Consider the following 19,739-nt stretch of genomic DNA (forward strand, 5'->3'; position numbering starts at 1 on the left):
AGCGCGCCACATGTCTTTCACCCTTGCCACCTGGAACATCAACTCGGTGCGCCTGCGCGAGCCAATTGTGCTCAAGCTCATGCAAGAGGAGGCGCCCGACGTGCTCTGCCTGCAGGAATGCAAAAGCCCGGTGGACAAAATTCCAACCGAGGCCTTTGCCGAACTGGGCTACACCCACATGGTGGCGCGCGGCCAAAAGGGCTACAACGGCGTGGCGATCTTCTCCAAGATCCCAATGGTCGAAGCGGGCAGCGAAGACTTTGCCGACCTCGGCCATGCCCGCCACATTGCAGGCACGCTGGAAAACGGCGTAACCGTGCATAATTTCTATGTGCCCGCAGGCGGCGATGTGCCGGACCGTGAAAAGAACGAGAAGTTTGGCCAGAAGCTCGACTACCTTGCGGACATGCGCGACTGGTTCCGCAAAGAACAGCTCAAGAAATCGATCATGGTGGGCGACCTGAACATTGCGCCGCGCGAGGATGACGTTTGGGATCACAAAAAGCTTCTGAAGGTGGTCAGCCACACCCCCATCGAGGTGGAAAAGCTGGCGGAAACCCAAGACGCTGGTGGCTGGGTCGACATCACGCGTCAGGACATTCCTGAGGGCAACCTCTACAGCTGGTGGTCCTACCGTGCGCGGGATTGGGACGCGGCTGACAAAGGCCGCCGTCTCGACCACATCTGGGCCACTGGTGATATCTCCAACGCGGGCCACTCCAGCCGCGTGTTGCGGGACGCCCGTGGGTGGGAGAAACCCTCGGATCACGCGCCGGTCTTTGCGACCTTTGATCTGTAAGACAGCCTACCGCGCCCACGCCGCATAATCGGGGTGGGCGTCTTTCATGTCTTGGTAGAGCCAGGCCATCCGGTCGACAAACCACAGCTTGCCGCCAATCATCAGGCTGAGACCAAACAGCGTCATACCGGGATCAAGCTGCCAAAGTCCCCAGATCCACGGCACCATGCCAACGCCGGAAACCACGCCAAGCGCAGTGGCCCATCGCTTGTGATGACTGGGGATTGGCACGGTCTTGCGATTGAGAAATACCCGCTCGCCAAAGGTGCCGTGTGCGGCCCAACTGTCGGTGGAAATTGGTGGCGCAAAAGCGCGCGGGTTCCACCAGGTCCATAAAACCACCAGCGCCACAGGCAGCAATGCGCCCCAGCCAAGCCAAACGCGAGAACAAACCGCCAGCGTCATCAGTGGCAAAATCGACATGCGAGAGTAAACACTCCACGGATTGGCGTGCCGTGCCCAGGCCGCATCGTCCATCGCCATCATACGTTCCGAGAGTGCAAAGATGTCCCATTTTGAGGGCATATCCGGCCAACTCCTCTCTTGGTTTCTGCTGCGCTCCCCTCCATATAGGGGGCAAGTTCCAGACGGAGAACAAAGATGATGGATATTCTTGGCGGAGGCGCCCCAGCCGCGCCCGCAGCAGGCGATTTGATCAAGGACGTGTCTGAGGCCACTTTTATGGCCGAGGTTGTGGATGCCTCCATGACCGTGCCAGTGATCGTGGATTTCTGGGCGCCCTGGTGCGGCCCATGCAAAACCCTTGGCCCGGCCCTTGAGGCCGCCGTGACCGCCGCCGGTGGCGCGGTGAAAATGGCCAAGGTCAATGTCGACGAAAACCAGATGATCGCGGGCCAAATGCGCGTGCAGTCGATCCCAACCGTCTATGCCTTCTGGCAGGGCCAGCCGGTTGACGGTTTCCAGGGCGCCCTGCCGGGCAGCGAAATCGAGGCCTTTGTGGCCCGTGTGGTTGAAGCAGCTGGTGGTCAGGTGCCGGATGGTGGTCTCGCAGATGCGCTGGCCGCCGCTGAAGAAATGCTGGCCGAAGGCGATGCAGCCTCCGCCGCTGAGACCTTCGCAGCCATTGCCGAGCAGGACCCGGAAAATGCCGAAGCCTTTGCCGGCTTGGCGCGCTCCTACCTCGCTCTGGACCAAGTAGATCAGGCTGAGGCCGTGATCAACGGCGTGCCAGAAGCCATCTCCTCCGCTGCCGAAATCGAAGCTGTCCGTGCCCAGATCGAACTGGCCCGCCAGGCAGAAAACGCCGGTCCGGTGGCCGAACTGCGCGCCGCTGTGGACGCGGATCCGGACAACCATCAGGCTCGTTTGGATCTGGCACAGGCGCTGCACGGCGCGGATCAGGTCGAGGACGCCGTGAACGAGCTTCTGGAACTCTTCCGCCGCGACCGCGAGTGGAACGACGGCGCCGCCAAAGCGCAGCTTTTCACCATCTTTGAGGCGCTCAAACCCAATGATCCGGTGGTGCTGAATGGCCGTCGTAAGCTCAGCTCGATGATCTTCGCCTGATCCCGCTTTGCGGATTACGGAAACCGGAGTAGGCTGGCCGCCATGATCAAAGCCGCTGACCTGCCGGAGACACTGTCTGTGTTTCCCTTGCCCGGGGCGCTGTTGTTGCCCCGGTCGCGCCTGCCACTGCATATATTTGAACCGCGTTACCTCGCCATGTTGGATGACGCGCTCAAAACCAGCGAGCGGCTGATTGGCATGGTGCAACCCAACGAAGTGCCGGGCCGCGACGACAACGGCTTGCACACCATCGGCTGTGTTGGCCGTATCACCCAGTTTTCCGAAACCGACGACAACCGTTATCTGATCACGCTCACCGGCGTGTCCCGTTTCCGCGTGTTGGAAGAAATCGACGGGTTCACGCCCTATCGCCGTTGCAAGGTGAGCTGGGACGGCTTTGCCCGCGATCTCGGCCCCACAGAACACGACACCAGTTTTCAGCGCCCGGTCTTTATGGACCTTCTCAAACGCTATTTTGAGCAGCTCGACCTGTCGACAGATTGGGACACGCTCAAAGACGCGGATGACGAGTTGCTGATCAACTCCCTGTCGATGCTGCTGGAATTTACCGCGGAGGACAAACAGGCCTTGCTGGAGGCGCCGTCTTTGTCCACACGTCGGGAAACGCTTGTGACCCTATTGGAATTTGCGCTGCGTGGCGGCGCTGGAGAGGACTTGATGCAATGAACGCCCATACAACCCCCGGCCCGGAGTTTGACCGCCGTATGTTGGAAGCGCTGATCTGCCCGCAGACCCGCACGCGTCTGGAATATGATGCGGCGCGTCAGGAGTTGGTGTCCAAAGCCGCCAATCTGGCGTTCCCGATCCGCGAGGGCATTCCGGTCATGTTGATTGACGAAGCCCGCGTGCTGGACTGATCCCCAAAAGGGAGGGGCCAGCCCCCTCTTGGCTGCGCCAAGTCACCCCCGGGATATTTTAAGACTGAGAAAGCGCCCTAGCGCATAAGCTTGGGCAATTCGCCATTTAGCCCCGCCGCCTCGCGCATAAAGGTCCGGCGCAGACCGGGCATCGCGCCAACAAGCCCCATGCCCACATCACGCGCGGCGCGCAGCAAGGGATTGTCGTTGGAAAACAGCTTGTTGGTCAGGTCCGTCGCCGCCACCAATGTGGCCGTATCAAACCGCCGCCATTCCTGATAGCGCGCCAGCACAAGTTCTGAGGCAAAATCTTCGCCACGCTGCTGCGCCTCTGTCAGGATCTGCGCCAGCGCCGCCACATCGCGCAGACCCGCGTTTAGCCCTTGCCCGGCAATGGGATGCATCCCATGCGCCGCGTCCCCCACCAACGCCACGCGTTCCGCGATGAACTCATTCGCAACCGACAGGCTCAAAGGATAGGTGAAGCGGTTGCCGGTGAGCTCGATCTCGCCCAGGAAGTCGCCAAAGCGCGGCCGAAGCACCGCCATGTAGTCCTCATCGGACAGCGCATGGATCGCGGCGGCGTTGTCATCGGTTTCGGACCAGACAATCGAGCACATGTTGCCCGGCAGCGGCAGGATCGCCAGCGGTCCCGGCGGCATGAAAAACTGATGCGCGACGCCATTGTGCGGCAGCTCATGTTTGATGGCGCAGACCAAAGCCGTTTGGCCATAGCCCCAGCCGGTGCGTTTGATACCCGCGCGCTTGCCCACACCGGTTTGCCGCCCGTCACAGCCGACCAGCAGCCTGGCGCGATGTGTGCGGCCGTCACTAAAGGTCGCGGTGACGCCAGAGGTGTCCACGGCCTGATCGGTGACCGAGGTGCCAGAGATCAATGTGATGCGGGGCTCTGCTTCCATGGCCTCCAGAAAGACGCGGTAGAGGAAGCGATCCTCCAGCATAAAGCCCATCGGGCCTTCTTCGATCTCGGTATGGTCAAAATGCAGGAAAAACGGCGCCGGCCCTTCGCCCGCGCGCCCGTCGCTGACTTTGATGTCGCGCATCGGCTCGGACTGCTCCGCCACCTTGTCCCAGACGCCAATCGCAGCCAGCAACCGTTTGGAGGCCAACGCCAGCGCGTAGCCGCGCCCGTCAAAGTTGCTGCCTGCGCGTTCGGGCGCGGGGCGGGCGTCCACCACGGTGACGTCAAAGCCGGCCTGCGCCAGTGCCAGAGCCAAGGCGGGGCCGTTCAGCCCGCCACCGGCAATCAGAATGTCGCTGTCAAATGTCATGGGGCCAATATGGGGCTCTTGCAGGGATTGTCCATGTGCGTTTGCGCCGCTACCGTCGCCACAACCACAAATTCGGAGAGCAATATGTTGGATTGGCTGGAGAAAAGCGCGGCGGACCTGGGACGGGGCATTGAGAGCGGGGCGATTGACCCTGTGGCGCTGACCCAAGCCTTTCTGGGCGCGATTGACGGCCATGATGCGCGCGACCGGATTTACGCCTGTGTGACGGCAGAGCGCGCCCTGGCCGAAGCCGAAGCCGCCGCCGAACGAGCTCGCGTGGGGCAGCGCCTGTCGCCGTTGGATGGCGTGCCGATCAGTTGGAAAGATCTGTTTGACACGGCTGGCGTGGCCACAGAAGCGGGCTCGGCTTTGCTGAAAGACCGCGTGCCGACACAGGATGCCGAAGTGCTGCGCAATGCCACCGCCGCAGGGCTGATCTGTCTCGGCAAAACCCATATGAGCGAGCTGGCGTTTTCCGGCATTGGTCTCAACCCGATCACCGCCACACCGCCCTGCGTGAACGATCCCGGCGCGGTGCCCGGCGGGTCTTCGTCTGGCGCAGCGGCTTCCGTGGCCTTTGGCCTGGCGGCGGCAGGCATCGGCTCTGACACTGGCGGTTCCGTGCGTATTCCGGCAGCGTGGAATGATCTGGTGGGCCTCAAAACCACCGCAGGCCGCGTGTCCTGCGCCGGCACGGTGCCGCTGTGTCGCAAGTTTGACACCGTGGGTCCGCTGACTCGTACGGTGGAAGATGCGGCGCTGCTCTTGGGCATTCTGGAAGGCAAACCAGTGCCGGACCTGCGCGGCGCGTCGCTGGAAGGCACCCGCATGGCGGTGCTCGAAACCGTGGCGCTGGATCAGGTGCGCGAAGCGCCTCTCGCCGGGTTTGAGCGCACCCTGCACCGCCTGCGTGAAGCGGGTGTGGAACTGGAGTTCCTCAAGGCTGAGGAGATCGCCGAGGCGATGGCGCTCTCCGCGCCGTTGTTCACAGCGGAAGCCTACGGCGAGTGGAAAGAGGTGATCGAGGCCGCGCCGGATAAGATGTTCGCGCAAATTCTGGAACGGTTCCGCTCGGGCGCGGCCTTCAGCGGTCCGGACTACGTGGCCGCCTGGCACAAGCTTGATGCGCATCGCGCCACTTGGAACGCACGGATTGCCGGGTATGACGCGGTGCTGTTGCCCACCGCGCCGATCCTGCCGCCCAACATCGAGCGGTTGATGAATGACCAGGAATATTATGTGACCGAAAACCTACTGGCCCTGCGCAACACGCGCATTGGTAACCTGATGGGCTCTGCGGCAATTACCTTGCCAACCGGCGTGCCAAGCTGCGGCCTGATGATGCTGGGGCAGGGCGGCTCGGAAGAGCGGCTCTTGCGGTTGGCAGCGGCAGCAGAACCGCTGTTTGGGCATCCCTAACCAAAGGCGAGGGGGCCAGCCCCCTCACTTGCGCCTTGCGCAAGTTCTCCCCCGGGATATTTAGAGACTGTGAAGCCTGAGGCGACAGATCGCTTTGGTATGGAGAGCGATATGCGTAAGTTTGAGATTTTTGTGGTCACAGCGCCAGGTTTGGAAAAACCTTTGGCGGCAGAGATCGCCGAGGTTGGGTTCAAGAAGCCCAAGATGATGCCCGGCGGCGTGCGCTTTCGTGGCAATTGGCAGGATGTCTGGCGTGCCAACCTGACCCTGCGCGGTGCGGCACGCGTATTGGCGCGGGTCGACAATTTCCAATGCATGCACCTGAAACAGTTGGAGCGGCAGATCAGCGAGATGCCCTGGTCGCAGTACCTGCGTCCGGATGTGCCGGTGAAGGTTGAGGTGGCGACCCAGAAGTCGAAAATCTACCACGCCGGGGCCGCCAAGGAGCGCATTGAAAAAGGCCTGGTCACGGCGCTTGGCATGCCGGTTTCGGCAGAGTCCGAGGTCGTGCTGAAGGTGCGCATCGACAACAATATGGTGACCCTGTCGCTGGATACGTCTGGTGAAAGCCTGCACAAACGCGGCCACAAGGCGGCTGTGGCCAAAGCCCCCATGCGGGAAAACATGGCCGCGATGTTCCTGCGCCAGATGGGCTTTGACGGCAGCCAGACGGTCTATGATCCGATGTGCGGCTCCGGCACCTTTGTGATCGAGGCGGCCGAGATCGCCGCTGGCCTTTTGCCAGGGCGCTCCCGCAGCTTCGCCTTTGAGCAGCTGGCCACTTTTGACACCGATGCTTATGCGGCCCTAAAAGCGTCGGACACACAGGTTCCGGCAAACCGTTTCTTTGGGTCGGACAAAGACGCTGGGGCGGTCCGCATGGCAACGGAAAACGCCACGCGGGCCGGCGTGGCTGAGCTTTGCAGTTTCGAGCAATTGAGCGCCGGCGACATCATGCCGCCAGACGGACCGCCCGGCATTGTGATTGTAAACCCGCCCTACGGCGCACGCATTGGCGACAAGAAGGGGCTGTTTGCCCTGCACGCCAACTTTGGCAAGGCGCTCTCCGCCCGCTTTTCCGGCTGGCAGGTCGGTATAATCACCACAGATGCCGGGCTTGCCAAAGCCACAGGCTTGCCGCTTGAGACCCCATTTGCCACGGTGGCGCATGGTGGTTTGAAAGTGCGCCTCTACACCTGTGTGGTGCCTTAACGGAAAGGGGGGCGTGATGAGTGACGATTTCACGACGCTTCGGGATTTGGAAGAAAGTCTTTGGCGCGCCGAAACTCGATTTGACCCCCAAGTTATGGAGCATACCTTTGCGATGGCATGTCATGAAATTGGGCGCTCCGGTCGCTGTTATGATCGCGCTGACCTCCTTATCTCGGAGGAAGACGGGGCGCGGTTTGATGCGGAGTTGCCGCTCACGGACTACACTGTGGAGTATGTGGCACCCGACGTTGCACTGGCAACCTATTCCAGTGTTGTGCGTTATGGTGCGCGGACAGAGAAGGCGCGGCGGTCGTCGATATGGATCAAGGAAAATGGTCGCTGGCGGCTAAGGTTCCATCAAGGGACGCCGATTGAGTGATGTCCCGCCCGCCAACAGAACTTTGGAATTGCGCTGCGTTCATTGAACCCCTCTCGGGCGGCCACCGCAATCACGCTTGGCGCACCCGTGGATTACCGCAGGATGTGGTGTTCAAATCCACCACCCGCAGCAAAGCGGCGCTCAACTGGCTTGTGTCGATACAAGATGTAGCGCGGCACTGTGGATTTGTGGTCCCCCAAATGCTGCGGAGCGCAAATGGTCTGTTGGCCGACGCTGGCTGGACCTGTGAAGCCTTTGTTGCGGGGGAGAGTGTCCCGCACGACGGTCTCGCCGAGGTGGCGGCTCTGCTCTCCAACCTTCACGCTCAGACCCATGGTTCGGACCAGCGGCCTGGGTTCCTGTCCTCTACCGCGTTGCTCGCTCAAGATCGCGGGGGCGATGTGGACCTTTCACAAATGCCGCCGGATGTGGTCGCGCTGTGTCGCGCGGCTTGGCGGGCAGTACCTGATACAACCACCTGTGTTGTGCATGGCGACCTCGCGCCGGGCAATGTGCTGCGGCTTTCAGATGGTTGTTTTGCGCTGCTGGATTGGGATGAATGCCGGGTGGATCTGCCGCTGTTTGACACCGCGCCACATGCGCCTAAATCCGAAGCCGAGACACGGGCGCATCTCGCGTGGGAGGTGGCCTGTAGCTGGACGCGGGAGCCCTCTTATGCCCGCGAGATAGCCGAACAGCTGCGCAACACATAGGGCGTTGCGTTAATCCAATTTCGCCGAAATTCGCACCTCCGCAAAACAGTCGTGATACCGACAAAATACCGACGTGAATTTGGGGCCAATTTTAGTCCGTTAACGCCTGGTTCGGCTCCCCCGGCGTCAGGATATGCCGCAAGAGCGCCATCGGGTGTTTGCGCAGGGTCAGCCGCATGGCCACATAGTCCTCGACCACCTGTTCGCCCATCGACATCTCCGGCAGGATCGCCGCAGGCTCCAGAATGCCTTCGCCGTCCATATCGCCCGCAAACAAAGGCAGTGGCTTGTCCGATTTGATCGCCTTGGCCTCCCACAACGCGTCCCGCCGCTTGAGCCCCAAGGAGGCAAAGGCATCCGCCTCCGCGAGCCGGGTCAACACATGCGGATCAATGCCCGCGCGGCGCCAGACATCCTCTACGGTTTGATACCCATTGCCGCGCGCCGCCGTGATCCAGCTCGCGTCCTCCTCGCGCAGCCGCCGCACCTGCCGGAACCCCAGTCTGAGCGCCAAACCACCCCGTCCGTCCGGTTCCATGACATTGTCCCAAAAACTCTCATTGATATCCACCGGTCGAACCTCAACCCCATGCTCCCGCGCGTCCCTAACGATTTGAGCAGGCGCGTAAAATCCCATTGGTTGGCTGTTGAGAAGCGCACAGGCAAAGATGCCCGGATGGTGGCATTTGATCCAGGCCGAGGCATAAACCAAAAGCGCAAAAGAGGCGGCGTGGCTCTCGGGAAAACCATAAGAGCCAAAGCCCTCAATCTGCGAAAAACAGCGCGCCGCGAAGTCTTCCTCATAGCCGTTTTTCTTCATACCGCGCATGAAACGCTCGCGGAATTCGCTGACATTTCCGTGCTTTTTGAAGGTCGCCAAAGAGCGCCGGAGCCGGTCGGCTTCCTCCGGTGTGAACCCGGCGCCAATGATGGCAATTTGCATCGCCTGTTCTTGAAACAGCGGCACGCCCAAGGTCTTGCCCAGCACCTCGCCCAAAGCATCAGAGGGGAAGGTCACACTCTCCTCGCCATTGCGGCGCCGGATGTAGGGGTGCACCATATCGCCTTGGATCGGCCCCGGTCGGATGATGGCCACTTCGATCACCAGATCATAGAAATTGCGCGGCTTCATACGGGGCAAAAAGTTCATCTGCGCCCGGCTTTCGACCTGAAACACCCCGATGCTGTCGGCCTTGCATAGCATGTCGTAAACTGCTGAATCCTCTGGCGGAATCGTTGACAAGGCCAGGTCCATGCCATGGTGCCGCCTGAGCATATCAAAGCCTTTGCGGATGCAGGTCAGCATGCCAAGGCTCAGCACATCGACCTTCAAAATCCCAAGGCTCTCAATGTCATCCTTGTCCCAGCAAATGACCGTGCGGTCCTCCATGCTGGCGTTCTCAATCGGCACCAATTCATCGAGCCGCCCCTCGGTCATGATGAAGCCACCGACGTGTTGGGACAGGTGGCGCGGGAAGCCGATGATCTCCTGCACCAGCGCCATGGTCTGCGCCAGATGCCGGTCATTTGGGTCCAGCCCAATCTCGCGCATCCGCGCATCCTGCACCGCATCGGTGGAGAAGAACCCCCAAAGCTGCGACGACAGTGCGGAGATGGTGTCTTCGGTCAGCCCCATGGCGCGGCCCACCTCGCGGATCGCGCGTTTGCCGCGGTAATGCACCACGGTGGCGCAAAGCCCCGCGCGGTGCCGCCCGTAGCGTTCGTAGATGTGTTGGATCACCTCTTCGCGGCGTTCATGTTCAAAGTCGACATCAATATCAGGCGGCTCATCCCGGGCCTCACTGACAAAACGCTCAAACACCATGGTGCCAATTTCCGGGGACACCGAGGTCACCCCAAGACAGAAACAAACCACTGAATTTGCAGCACTTCCCCGCCCCTGGCAGAGGATCTCACGCGACCGGGCAAAGTGCACCACATCGCGCACGGTCAGGAAATAGGGCTCGTATTTCAGCTTGCCGATCAGGGCGAGCTCATGTTCCAGCATGCCACGCACTTTGTCTGGCGCGCCATGCGGGTAGCGCCAGCGCAGGCCCTCATAGGCCAGCCGATGCAGCCGGTCTGTGGGCGTTTCGCCTTGGGCCACCTCGCTGGGATATTCATAGCGCAGCTCATCCAGTGAAAACGTGCAGCGCTGCATCAGCCAGTCTGTGCGCGCCAATGCCGCCTCATGTCCCGCAAACAGGCGGCGCATTTCCTCCACACTGCGCAACCGCCGCTCTCCATTGGTCTGCGCCTCCGCGCCGAGGCTATCGACGCGACAGCCCTGCCGGATGGCGGTCACCACATCGGCCAAGCGTCGACGTCCACCGTGATGCATCACCGGCAGGGTGGTGGCCACTAGCGGCAGGCCCAGCTGTGCAGCGTGCTGGGCGCGGGTGGCAAAGCGGGTGGCATCCTCGCCGTCATATCCCGGCGCTAATGCCAGTTGCAGGCGTCCGGCAAAGCGGCGCGTCAACTGTGGCACCAGCTTGGCCCAGTCACACGCGCCGCGCGGTGTGCGGTGTGTGTGCGGATAGGGGTGCAGGATCAGCTGTAACCCGGTGCCAAACTCCAACAGATCGCCCAGATGCAGGATGCAGCTGCCCTTTTCGGCCCGCAGGCGCCCTTTGGACAGCAGGCGACACAGGCTCGCCCAGCCCTGACGGTTTTCCGGCAACGCCGTGATGGGCGGCGCGTCACTGAACTCTAGCCGGGCGGCGGGCATCAGGCGTGGGGTGGCATAGATTGGCGCACTGGGCGGGGGCGCGATGTGCTCGGGGCAGGGGGGACCAATCAGCCCTGTTGCATGATCAAAGTTGCGCCGTTCGCGCACTTTACGGGCAATTTCACGTGCTTCGGTATGACTGCGCACAATGCCCGCCACGCTGTTCACATCGGCAATGGCAATGGCGTCCAACCCAGCCATGGCGGCACGCCGCATATACTCCTCCGGATGGGATGCTCCGGTGAGAAACGTGAAGTTCGACGTGATGCAAAGCTCGGCAATCATGAGAATCGTTATTATATTCACGTTTTGTTCTCTTGGGGAGTCTGTAGAAGATATCTACATGCGTGAAAAAATGTTTTGAAATTTCACGAAACTGGTGCAGCGTGAAATTCGAGGGAAAAATTTCACGGCAGGGATTCGCGCCACATGCTGCATAACGTGCCACAAGATGTGCAAACGCTGGGGGCGGATCTGCGCGCCCTGCGCAAGGCACGTGGTCTGACCCTGACCGAGATGGCAGAGGCGCTGGACCGTTCTGTAGGGTGGCTCAGCCAGGTGGAACGCGACAAATCCGAACCCACCATTTCCGACCTGCGCCAGATCGCCAAAGTGCTTGGTGTGCCCATGTCGATGCTGTTTGGTCAGTCCTCCGCCCCAGCTCATGAGCAGGGCTATGTTGTGCGGTCCGGTGCCCGCCGTCCCATGGGGGGCAGCGAGGAAGGTCTGATCGAAGAGCTGCTCTCCCCCGATCTGACCGACGATTTTGAAATGGTGCACTCCACCTTTGCGCCGCGCTCTTCTATGCAAGAGCCGACCACGCGCCCAACGCAGGAGGTTGGCTATGTCATCTCCGGTCGATTGGAGCTGCGCATCGGGGAACAGAGTTTCTCTGTTGGGCCGGGTGACAGCTTCCGCATTCGTGGGGAGGAATACCACTGGGCCAATCCCCATGACGAAGCTTGCGTGGCGATCTGGGTGATCGCGCCACCTGTATATTAGGGACGACACAATGCTGAAGGGATCGTGCCTCTGTGGCGACATCACATTCCAAACCGATGGGGCCCCGCAAGGCGCTTCCATGTGCCATTGCAGCCAATGCCGCAAACAATCCGGCGGAATTTGGTCGTCCGCTTATGTCGCAGAAACGGACCTCACAATCTCCGGCGATGTGCTTTGGTACGAGGCCAGTCAAAGCGCCAAGCGTGGCAGCTGCCCGCGCTGTGGGTCCTACTTGTTCTGGAAAGCTCACGATGAGGACATCATAAGCTTTGCCCTTGGCGCCGTGGATGGCCCAACCGGTTTGGAACTGACCAAACACATCTTTGTCCGCAACAAAGGCGATTACTACACAATCGCTGATGACGTGCCACAGCGAGACTGACCATGTTGGAAACCTTCGCAAATATGGGCAGCGTCACGCTCTGGGCCTTCATGGCTGCATCTCTGGTAATGTATCTAACCCCAGGCGCAGACATGATGTTCACCATCGCCAGCGGCATTTCCGGCGGCCCCAAAGCGGGGCTGGCCGCCACCGTGGGAGTCACCCTGGGGCTTGTGGCCCATATCACTCTGGCGGCAGCGGGGTTGGCAGTGCTGATCGCGGCCTCTCCCACGGCCTTGTTGGTCATCCGTTATGCGGGGGCGGCTTATCTGGTGGTGCTGGCCTATCAGGCTTGGACGGCAAAACCTGTGTCTGACGAGGTCGAAGGCCGCGCCAACATCCTGCGCGCGGTGCGCCGCGGGTTTCTCACCAACATTCTGAACCCCAAGATCATCCTCTTCATTCTGGCGTTCTTGCCACAGTTCATCACGACAGAAGCGGGCCCAATCTGGCAACAGATTGTGATCTTGGGCGCGATGTTTGCCACCGGTGGCTTTCTCGTGGTGTCGATGATCGGGCTGTCAGCTGGGATCGTTGGCGCAAAGCTCAAACAAGCCACGGGCATTCTAAACAAAATCGCCGCCGTCATCTTTGGCGGCTTGGCAGCAAAACTAGTCTTTGACTGAGGGAGATGGTCATGTCTGATTTTCCAAGCAAGGCCCGTGTGGTCATCATTGGCGGCGGTGTCGTTGGCACCTCAAGCCTCTATCATTTGGCCAAGAAAGGCTGGACCGATTGTGTCTTGCTGGAAAAGAACGAACTGACCGCTGGCTCCACCTGGCATGCTGCGGGCAATGTGCCTACTTTTTCCAATAGCTGGGCAATCATGAACATGCAGCGCTACTCCACCGAGCTGTATGCCCGGCTTGGGGAAGAGGTGGATTACCCGATGAACTACCACCAGTCGGGGTCCATCCGGCTGGCACATACTAAAGAGCGTGCGCAGGAATTTGAGCGGGCTATGTCCATGGCTAAGTACCAAGGTATTCCGATGGAGATGTGGACTCCGGAAGAGGCCAAGGAACGCTATCCTTTCCTGGAAACTCATGACCTCGAAGGCGTCCTCTATGACCCAACTGATGGTGACATAGACCCGGCACAGCTGACGCAAGCGCTGGCCAAAGGTGCGCGCGACATGGGCCAGAAAATCCTGCGCTTCTGCCCTGCGACCGGCGTGACGCAGCAAGACGATAAAACTTGGATCGTCCATACGGAAAAAGGCGACATCGCCTGTGATTATGTGGTCAACGCGGCTGGGTATTATGCGCAGCGTGTGGGTGAATGGTTCAAACCCTATGGCGGGCGCTCTGTGCCAATGATGGTGATGAGCCACCAGTATCTGCTGACAGAAGAAATTCCCGAGGTGGAGGCGTGGTCCAAAGCCAACGGCGGCGTGAAACTGCCTCTGCTGCGCGACGTGGACGTGTCCTACTACCTGCGTCAGGAAAAGCACGGCTACAACCTCGGCCCCTATGAGCCGAACTGTAAGGCCCACTGGGACACAGAAGCTGACCCAATGCCGGATGACTTCTCTTTCCAACTCTGGTCCGATGACCTCGATCGGATTGAAGACATTGTGACCGACGCCATGGAACGTGTGCCTTTGATGCAAACTTCCGGCGTGAGCCGCGTGATCAACGGCCCAATTCCTTATGCGCCTGATGGCCTACCACTCATTGGTCCGATGCCGGGTGTGGAAAATGCCTTTGAAAACTGTGTGTTCACCTTCGGCATCGCCCAAGGCGGTGGCGCGGGCAAGGTGCTCGCAGAATGGATAGTGGATGGCCACACAGAGTGGGACATGTGGGCCGTCGATCCGCGCCGCTACACCGATTACACAGACCACGATTACTGCGTGAAGAAAGGCATGGAGGTGTACGGAAACGAATACGCCATGCACTTCCCGCATCACGAATGGCCCGCCGCCCGGGACAAGAAGCTCTCCCCCGTCCATGACCGGGTTGTCGCAGCTGGCGGTGTTATGGGGGCCTATAACGGATGGGAGCGAGCGAACTGGTTTGCCAAAGAAGGTGATGACACGTCGCTCGCTGCCACCCACACTTGGGGCCGGTCCGGTCCTTGGGAACAGCGTGTGAAAGAAGAATGTGAAGCCGTGCGCGACCACTGCGGCGTGCTTGATCTGCCCGGGTTCTCCCGCTTCATGGTCACGGGCGAAGGTGCGGCAGAAGCCCTGCGTGGTCTGGTCACTGGCGGCTTGCCCAAAGTGGGTCGTATGAACCTTGTCTACATTTCTGACGATCGGGGGCGCATCCTGACAGAAATGTCCTGCATTCGCATGGGAGACGACGCGTTTTTGATGATTACGGCGGCAACGGCACAGTGGCATGACCGCGACATCCTAATGCGCGCCATGCCTGCGTCAGTCACCGTGGAGGATGTGACCACAACCCGTGACACGCTGATTGTGACGGGGCCAAAGTCGCGCGAGATTCTCGCGGGGCTGACCGATGCGGATCTTCAAAGCGGTTGGCTCACCCACCAAAGCGCTACCGTGGCTGGGCAACCTGCCTATCTGGTCCGCGTGTCCTTTGCCGGTGAGCTGGGTTGGGAGGTGCATGCACTGAACGAGCATATGCCGGCAATCTACGACGCGATCCGCGACGCCGGAGCAACGCCATTTGGCATGTATGCGCTGAACTCTTTGCGTCTGGAGAAAGGCTATCGCGCTTGGAAGGGCGACCTGTCCACCGATTACTCCCTGCTTGAAGGTGGACTAGCGCGGTTTGTGAAACTGGACAAACCACAGGATTTCCCAGGCAAGGCCGCGATTCAGAGCGAGAAACAACAAGGCGTGCAAAAGTCCTTTGTCACCCTGAAGGTCGACGCAGGTGAGGCCGATGCGCCTTACATGTCCTGCATTTACCATGGGGATCAGATCGTCGGCGAAACCACATCCGGTGGTTGGGGGTATCGCGTGAATGCCTCAATCGCGCTGGGCATGGTGCAGGCCGATCTGGCCAAACCGGGCACTCAGCTTGAGGTCGAGATCTACGGTCAGAAATACCGCGCCGTCGTGCAAGAAGATCAACCTCTCTGGGATCCAGAAAACGAACGGCTGCGGGCGTAATGCGCCTCTGCCTTCTCTTGGCCTGAAATACTCCGGTGTCGGGGCGAAATGCCCCGGCCGGTTGCGTGGCGCACGCCACACAAAACACCAAAAAGGACGTAGCTTATGGTTGATCTCCCGAACAAAGCCCGTGTGGTCATCATCGGTGGCGGTGTGATTGGCTGCTCAGTTGCCTATCACCTCACCAAACTGGGCTGGAAAGATGTCGTTCTGCTGGAACGCAAACAGCTCACCTCCGGCACCACATGGCACGCCGCTGGCTTGATCGCGCAATTGCGCGCGACCGCCAACATGACAAAACTCGCGAAGTATTCGCAAGAACTCTACGGCAACCTCGAAGCGGAGACCGGCGTCGCCACAGGCTTCAAACGTTGCGGGTCCATAACCGTTGCCCTGACCGAAGAGCGCAAGGAAGAAATCTTCCGTCAGGCCGCCATGGCCCGCGCCTTTGGGGTAGAGGTTGAGGAGATTTCTCCAGCCGAAGTCAAAGCCCGGTACGAGCATCTCAACATCGACGATGTCACCGCTGGTGTGTACCTGCCGCTCGACGGTCAAGGCGATCCAGCCAACATCGCGCTGGCGCTGGCCAAAGGTGCGCGTCAGATGGGCGCGACAGTCAAGGAGCGCGTAAAAGTCACCAATGTCGCCAAGTCGGGCCGCAAGGTGACAGGCGTCGATTGGGTGTCGGACGACGGCAAGGAGCAAGGCCACATCGCTTGCGACATGATCGTGAACTGTGCGGGCATGTGGGGCCACGAGGTTGGCCGCATGGCAGGTGTGAACGTGCCTCTGCACGCCTGTGAGCATTTCTATATAGTTACTGAAAACATCCCGCAACTCACCCAAATGCCGGTCCTGCGTGTGCCGGATGAATGCGCCTACTACAAGGAGGACGCAGGGAAAATCTTGCTAGGCGCCTTTGAACCAAACGCCAAACCTTGGGCCATGAATGGCATCCCGGACAGCTTTGAATTTGACCAGTTGCCAGAGGATTTCGACCACTTCGAGCCTATATTGGAAGCGGCGGTGAACCGTATGCCGATGTTGGCGGAAGCAGGCATTCACACCTTCTTCAACGGTCCCGAAAGCTTCACACCGGATGACGCCTACCACCTCGGCCGCGCGCCAGAGATGGATAACGTTTGGGTCGCAGCCGGTTTCAACTCGATCGGCATCCAATCAGCGGGCGGCGCAGGCATGGCGCTGGCGCAGTGGATGGACGACGGCGAAAAGCCGTTTGATCTCGGCGATGTGGACATCTCCCGCATGCAGCCGTTTCAAGGCAACAAAACCTACCTGTTTGAGCGCTCCAAGGAAACTTTGGGCCTGCTCTATGCGGATCACTTCCCTTATCGCCAAAAGGCCTCCGCACGCGGTGTGCGCCGCACGCCATTCCACCATCATTTGAAAGAACAGGGTGCGGTTTTTGGAGAACTCGCGGGGTGGGAACGCGCCAACTGGTTTGCAAATGAAGGCCAGGTACGAGAATATCAATACACGTGGAAACGTCAGAATTGGTTTGAGAACTCCGCCGCTGAACACCGCGCCATTCGTGAAAACGTCGGCATGTACGACATGTCCTCCTTTGGCAAAATCCGGGTCGAAGGCCCAGACGCCGAAGCCTTCATGACCTACGTGGGCGGCGGCGACTACTCGGTGCCCAACGGCAAAATTGTCTACACCCAGTTCCTCAACCGCCGCGGCGGGATTGAGGCTGACGTGACCGTGACGCGCCTGACGGAAACCTCCTATCTGGTGGTGACCCCGGCGGCGACACGTCTGGCGGATCAAACTTGGATGGAGCGTCACAAAGGTAACTTCAACGTGGTGATCACCGACGTGACACCGGGCGAAGGTGTGCTGGCGATCATGGGGCCAAACTCGCGCAAACTGCTGGAAAAAGTTTCTCCCGCCGATTTCTCCAACGCGACCAACCCCTTTGGCACCGCCCAGGACATCGAGCTGGGCATGGGCCTCGCCCGCGCACACCGTGTGACTTATGTGGGGGAACTTGGCTGGGAGATTTACGTGTCCTCAGACATGGCAGGCCATGCCTTTGAAACCCTCTGGGAAGCAGGACAAGACATGGGGCTGAAGCTCTGTGGCATGCACATGATGGACAGCTGCCGCATTGAAAAAGGCTTCCGCCACTTCGGCCACGACATCACCTGCGAAGACCACGTGGTGGACGCGGGTCTCGGCTTTGCGGTGAAAACCGACAAGCCGGACTTCATCGGTCGCGAGGCCGTGATTGCGCGCAAGGAAAGCGGTCCGCAAAACCGGTTGCTGCAGTTCAAGCTAACGGACCCCGAACCGCTCTTGTTCCACAACGAGCCAATCATTCGCGACGGTGAGTATGTCGGCTATCTGACTTCGGGCAACTACGGCCACACTTTGGGCGGCGCCATGGGCCTCGGCTACGTGCCATGTGCTGGAGAGAAAGCCGCCGAGGTTCTCGCCTCGACCTATGAGATCGACGTTATGGGCACCAAGGTGAAGGCCGAAGCCTCGCTGAAGCCGATGTACGATCCAAAATCGGAACGCGTCAAAGTCTAAGCTGCTTCGGCTTTGTCGAACCTCAAAAGGGTCATCACATTTTGTGATGGCCTTTCGCACGAAAAGTGGCATTTTCTTCTGTCTCTCACGGCGCTACCAAAGTGCGTCGCGGCAGGAGGAACCGATCATGGCCACACGTGCAGAACAGCCGGAAAATGTTGATACGCCTCAAGGGTTGGCCTATGCGATGACCGCCTATCTCCTTTGGGGGTTCTTGCCGCTTTATATGAAGCTTGTGGCCCATATGCCCGCGCTCGAAGTGGTGGCACATCGGGTGATTTGGTCCGTGCCTATTGCCGGCCTCGTGTTGATTGTATTGCGCCGCACGTCCGATCTTGTCGCAGCTCTGCGCAACCCGCGCACACTGGCCATGGGCTGCCTCACCGCCGCGCTGATCACCGTGAACTGGGGCGTCTATGTCTGGTCTATCGCCAACGATCGCGCGCTGGATGCCGCGCTTGGCTATTACATCAACCCGCTGTTCAGCATCGCCTTGGCAGCTCTCTTGCTGGGCGAGCGCCTGACCCGCCTGCAATGGGTTGCCGTGGCGCTGGCTGCCGCCGCCGTCGTGGTGCTTTGGGTTGACGCTGGCAGCCTGCCATGGGCCGCGCTGGCGCTCACGGTTTCCTGGGGCTTTTATGCGTTCTTCAAAAAATCCCTGCCCATCGGCCCCAACCAAGGCTTCCTGCTGGAGGTGATTATCCTCACCATCCCCGCCACCGGCTATCTGCTTTGGCTGACCGCCCAAGGGCAGGGGCATTTTGGCGGCAGCACCCGGGACACGTTCCTGCTGTTGGGTTGCGGTGTGGTCACCGCCGTGCCGCTGTTGTTCTACGCCAATGGGGCCAAGCTCATGCGGCTGTCCACCATCGGTATCATGCAATACATCGCGCCAACGATGATCTTCCTGATGGCGGTCTTTGTGTTTAACGAACCCTTTGGCCAAGCACGCATGATCGCCTTCCCGCTGATCTGGGCTGCCTTGGTAGTCTACTCCATCCCAATGATCCGCGACCTGCGCAACGCGCGGCGATGATCTGTCGCTGATCAGCCTTTGAAGTGCTGGCGAATGTGGGTGGCAATCATCTGCCCCCACAACGCATAGGCAGCTTCAGAAGGGTGATAGCCGTCTGCCGCCTGAAAATGCGGTTCAAAGGGAACATCAATCGGCAGATGTGTCATCACCTGATGCGTGTCGCACAACTCGGCCAAGGCCAGATCTAGCCTCTGCGCCTGCTGCCCCAGCACCCAGCGCAAGGGTTGTGGCAGCTCCGGATAGGCCCCCATAGGCGGCAATCCAGACGCTACAATCAGCTTCGCGCCAAAGCGGTTCACCAAACGTTTTGCCAACTGCTTTTGCCGCGCCTGCCAAAACACTCGGCTGCTCCCCCGCGTCACATCATTTACGCCAAGGGCCGAGACTACCACATCAAACGGCGCAGGCTCCGACTGTGCCAACCTGTCCAAGACAATGCTGGTGGTCGCACTGGTTTCGCCAATCAGTTTCCAGCTCACCGCAAAGTCTTTGGCCAAAGCCGCCACAAGCTGCCCGGACAGCGCCGCCTCTTGTGACCGCGCGCCGACGCCCGCCGCAGAGCTGTCGCCGATGATCAGTAAACGCAGCGCGACACCAGATCCGGCACAGCCTTCTCGCGCCCCCGGCGGCTCCGAGAGCGTGTTGGCTCGCCGTCGCACGCCAAGCCCCTGCACCACCAAGAGCGGCGCAAGCGGAATGCGTAGGACTTGGTCCAGAGCGACAGGCAT

The 19,739-nt window shown here is 60.2% G+C and carries 18 protein-coding genes; 14 read left to right on the plus strand and 4 right to left on the minus strand.

Annotated features, from left to right (window positions below; translation table 11 throughout):
- Nucleotides 1-10 precede the first annotated feature (10 nt).
- On the plus strand, nucleotides 11-799 hold the full coding sequence (gene xth, locus SIB92_RS18070; RefSeq protein WP_412553350.1) for an exodeoxyribonuclease III: 789 nt from the start codon (nucleotides 11-13) through the stop codon (nucleotides 797-799).
- Nucleotides 800-805: 6 nt separating this feature from the next.
- On the opposite strand, the gene SIB92_RS18075 is transcribed toward xth, so the two are convergent.
- On the minus strand, nucleotides 806-1,324 hold the full coding sequence (locus SIB92_RS18075; RefSeq protein WP_412553351.1) for a DUF6653 family protein: 519 nt from the start codon (nucleotides 1,322-1,324) through the stop codon (nucleotides 806-808).
- 75 nt (nucleotides 1,325-1,399) lie between these two features.
- Between SIB92_RS18075 and SIB92_RS18080 the strand changes: the two genes are divergently transcribed.
- From SIB92_RS18080 to SIB92_RS18090, 3 genes are read left to right on the plus strand one after another with little or no spacing between them, the layout of a single operon-like run.
- Entirely contained in the window at nucleotides 1,400-2,326 is a 927-nt protein-coding gene (locus tag SIB92_RS18080; protein WP_412553352.1) for a tetratricopeptide repeat protein, read from the plus strand.
- Between the two features lie 42 nt (nucleotides 2,327-2,368).
- On the plus strand, nucleotides 2,369-3,013 hold the full coding sequence (locus SIB92_RS18085) for an LON peptidase substrate-binding domain-containing protein (protein ID WP_412553353.1): 645 nt from the start codon (nucleotides 2,369-2,371) through the stop codon (nucleotides 3,011-3,013).
- Nucleotides 3,010-3,204, plus strand: coding sequence for a Trm112 family protein (locus SIB92_RS18090; RefSeq protein WP_412553354.1), 195 nt, complete (start codon nucleotides 3,010-3,012; stop codon nucleotides 3,202-3,204). Before SIB92_RS18085 ends, SIB92_RS18090 begins: the two co-directional genes overlap by 4 nt.
- 77 nt (nucleotides 3,205-3,281) lie before the next feature.
- On the opposite strand, the gene SIB92_RS18095 is transcribed toward SIB92_RS18090, so the two are convergent.
- A complete protein-coding gene (locus tag SIB92_RS18095; RefSeq protein WP_412553355.1) occupies nucleotides 3,282-4,496 on the minus strand; it encodes an FAD-dependent monooxygenase in 1,215 nt (404 codons plus the stop codon).
- A gap of 84 nt (nucleotides 4,497-4,580) precedes the next feature.
- Between SIB92_RS18095 and SIB92_RS18100 the strand changes: the two genes are divergently transcribed.
- From SIB92_RS18100 to SIB92_RS18115, 4 genes are all read left to right on the plus strand, one after another.
- Nucleotides 4,581-5,915, plus strand: coding sequence for an amidase (locus tag SIB92_RS18100; protein WP_412553356.1), 1,335 nt, complete (start codon nucleotides 4,581-4,583; stop codon nucleotides 5,913-5,915).
- A 111-nt stretch (nucleotides 5,916-6,026) separates the two neighbouring features.
- On the plus strand, nucleotides 6,027-7,127 hold the full coding sequence (locus SIB92_RS18105; RefSeq protein ID WP_412553357.1) for a THUMP domain-containing class I SAM-dependent RNA methyltransferase: 1,101 nt from the start codon (nucleotides 6,027-6,029) through the stop codon (nucleotides 7,125-7,127).
- Nucleotides 7,128-7,143: 16 nt separating this feature from the next.
- Complete coding sequence (locus SIB92_RS18110; protein ID WP_412553358.1) at nucleotides 7,144-7,506, plus strand: DUF4440 domain-containing protein; 363 nt, start codon at nucleotides 7,144-7,146, stop codon at nucleotides 7,504-7,506.
- On the plus strand, nucleotides 7,506-8,219 hold the full coding sequence (locus SIB92_RS18115; RefSeq protein ID WP_412553359.1) for a phosphotransferase: 714 nt from the start codon (nucleotides 7,506-7,508) through the stop codon (nucleotides 8,217-8,219). Before SIB92_RS18110 ends, SIB92_RS18115 begins: the two co-directional genes overlap by 1 nt.
- 91 nt (nucleotides 8,220-8,310) lie before the next feature.
- Here SIB92_RS18115 and SIB92_RS18120 read toward each other — a convergent pair whose 3' ends face one another.
- Nucleotides 8,311-11,232: an error-prone DNA polymerase gene (locus SIB92_RS18120; protein ID WP_412555868.1), complete on the minus strand. Its 2,922-nt coding sequence runs from the start codon at nucleotides 11,230-11,232 to the stop codon at nucleotides 8,311-8,313.
- Nucleotides 11,233-11,376: 144 nt separating this feature from the next.
- On the opposite strand from SIB92_RS18120, the gene SIB92_RS18125 reads away from it, so the two are divergent.
- From SIB92_RS18125 to rarD, 6 genes are all read left to right on the plus strand, one after another.
- Complete coding sequence (locus SIB92_RS18125) at nucleotides 11,377-11,949, plus strand: helix-turn-helix domain-containing protein (protein ID WP_412553360.1); 573 nt, start codon at nucleotides 11,377-11,379, stop codon at nucleotides 11,947-11,949.
- 10 nt (nucleotides 11,950-11,959) lie between these two features.
- Entirely contained in the window at nucleotides 11,960-12,331 is a 372-nt protein-coding gene (locus tag SIB92_RS18130) for a GFA family protein (RefSeq protein WP_412553361.1), read from the plus strand.
- A 2-nt stretch (nucleotides 12,332-12,333) separates the two neighbouring features.
- Nucleotides 12,334-12,957, plus strand: coding sequence for a LysE family translocator (locus SIB92_RS18135; RefSeq protein WP_412553362.1), 624 nt, complete (start codon nucleotides 12,334-12,336; stop codon nucleotides 12,955-12,957).
- A gap of 11 nt (nucleotides 12,958-12,968) precedes the next feature.
- Complete coding sequence (locus SIB92_RS18140; protein ID WP_412553363.1) at nucleotides 12,969-15,419, plus strand: GcvT family protein; 2,451 nt, start codon at nucleotides 12,969-12,971, stop codon at nucleotides 15,417-15,419.
- 105 nt (nucleotides 15,420-15,524) lie between these two features.
- A complete protein-coding gene (locus tag SIB92_RS18145; RefSeq protein WP_412553364.1) occupies nucleotides 15,525-17,975 on the plus strand; it encodes a GcvT family protein in 2,451 nt (816 codons plus the stop codon).
- A gap of 127 nt (nucleotides 17,976-18,102) precedes the next feature.
- The gene (rarD, locus tag SIB92_RS18150) at nucleotides 18,103-19,011 is read left to right on the plus strand and encodes an EamA family transporter RarD (RefSeq protein ID WP_412553365.1); all 909 of its coding nucleotides are present in this window, start codon (nucleotides 18,103-18,105) and stop codon (nucleotides 19,009-19,011) included.
- Between the two features lie 11 nt (nucleotides 19,012-19,022).
- On the opposite strand, the gene SIB92_RS18155 is transcribed toward rarD, so the two are convergent.
- Nucleotides 19,023-19,739 carry an SGNH/GDSL hydrolase family protein gene (locus SIB92_RS18155; protein WP_412553366.1) on the minus strand — a complete coding sequence of 239 codons (717 nt, stop codon included), beginning with the start codon at nucleotides 19,737-19,739 and terminating at the stop codon, nucleotides 19,023-19,025.

The organism is Shimia sp. MIT1388 (assembly GCF_047124445.1).
Classification (GTDB): Bacteria; Pseudomonadota; Alphaproteobacteria; order Rhodobacterales; family Rhodobacteraceae; genus Shimia.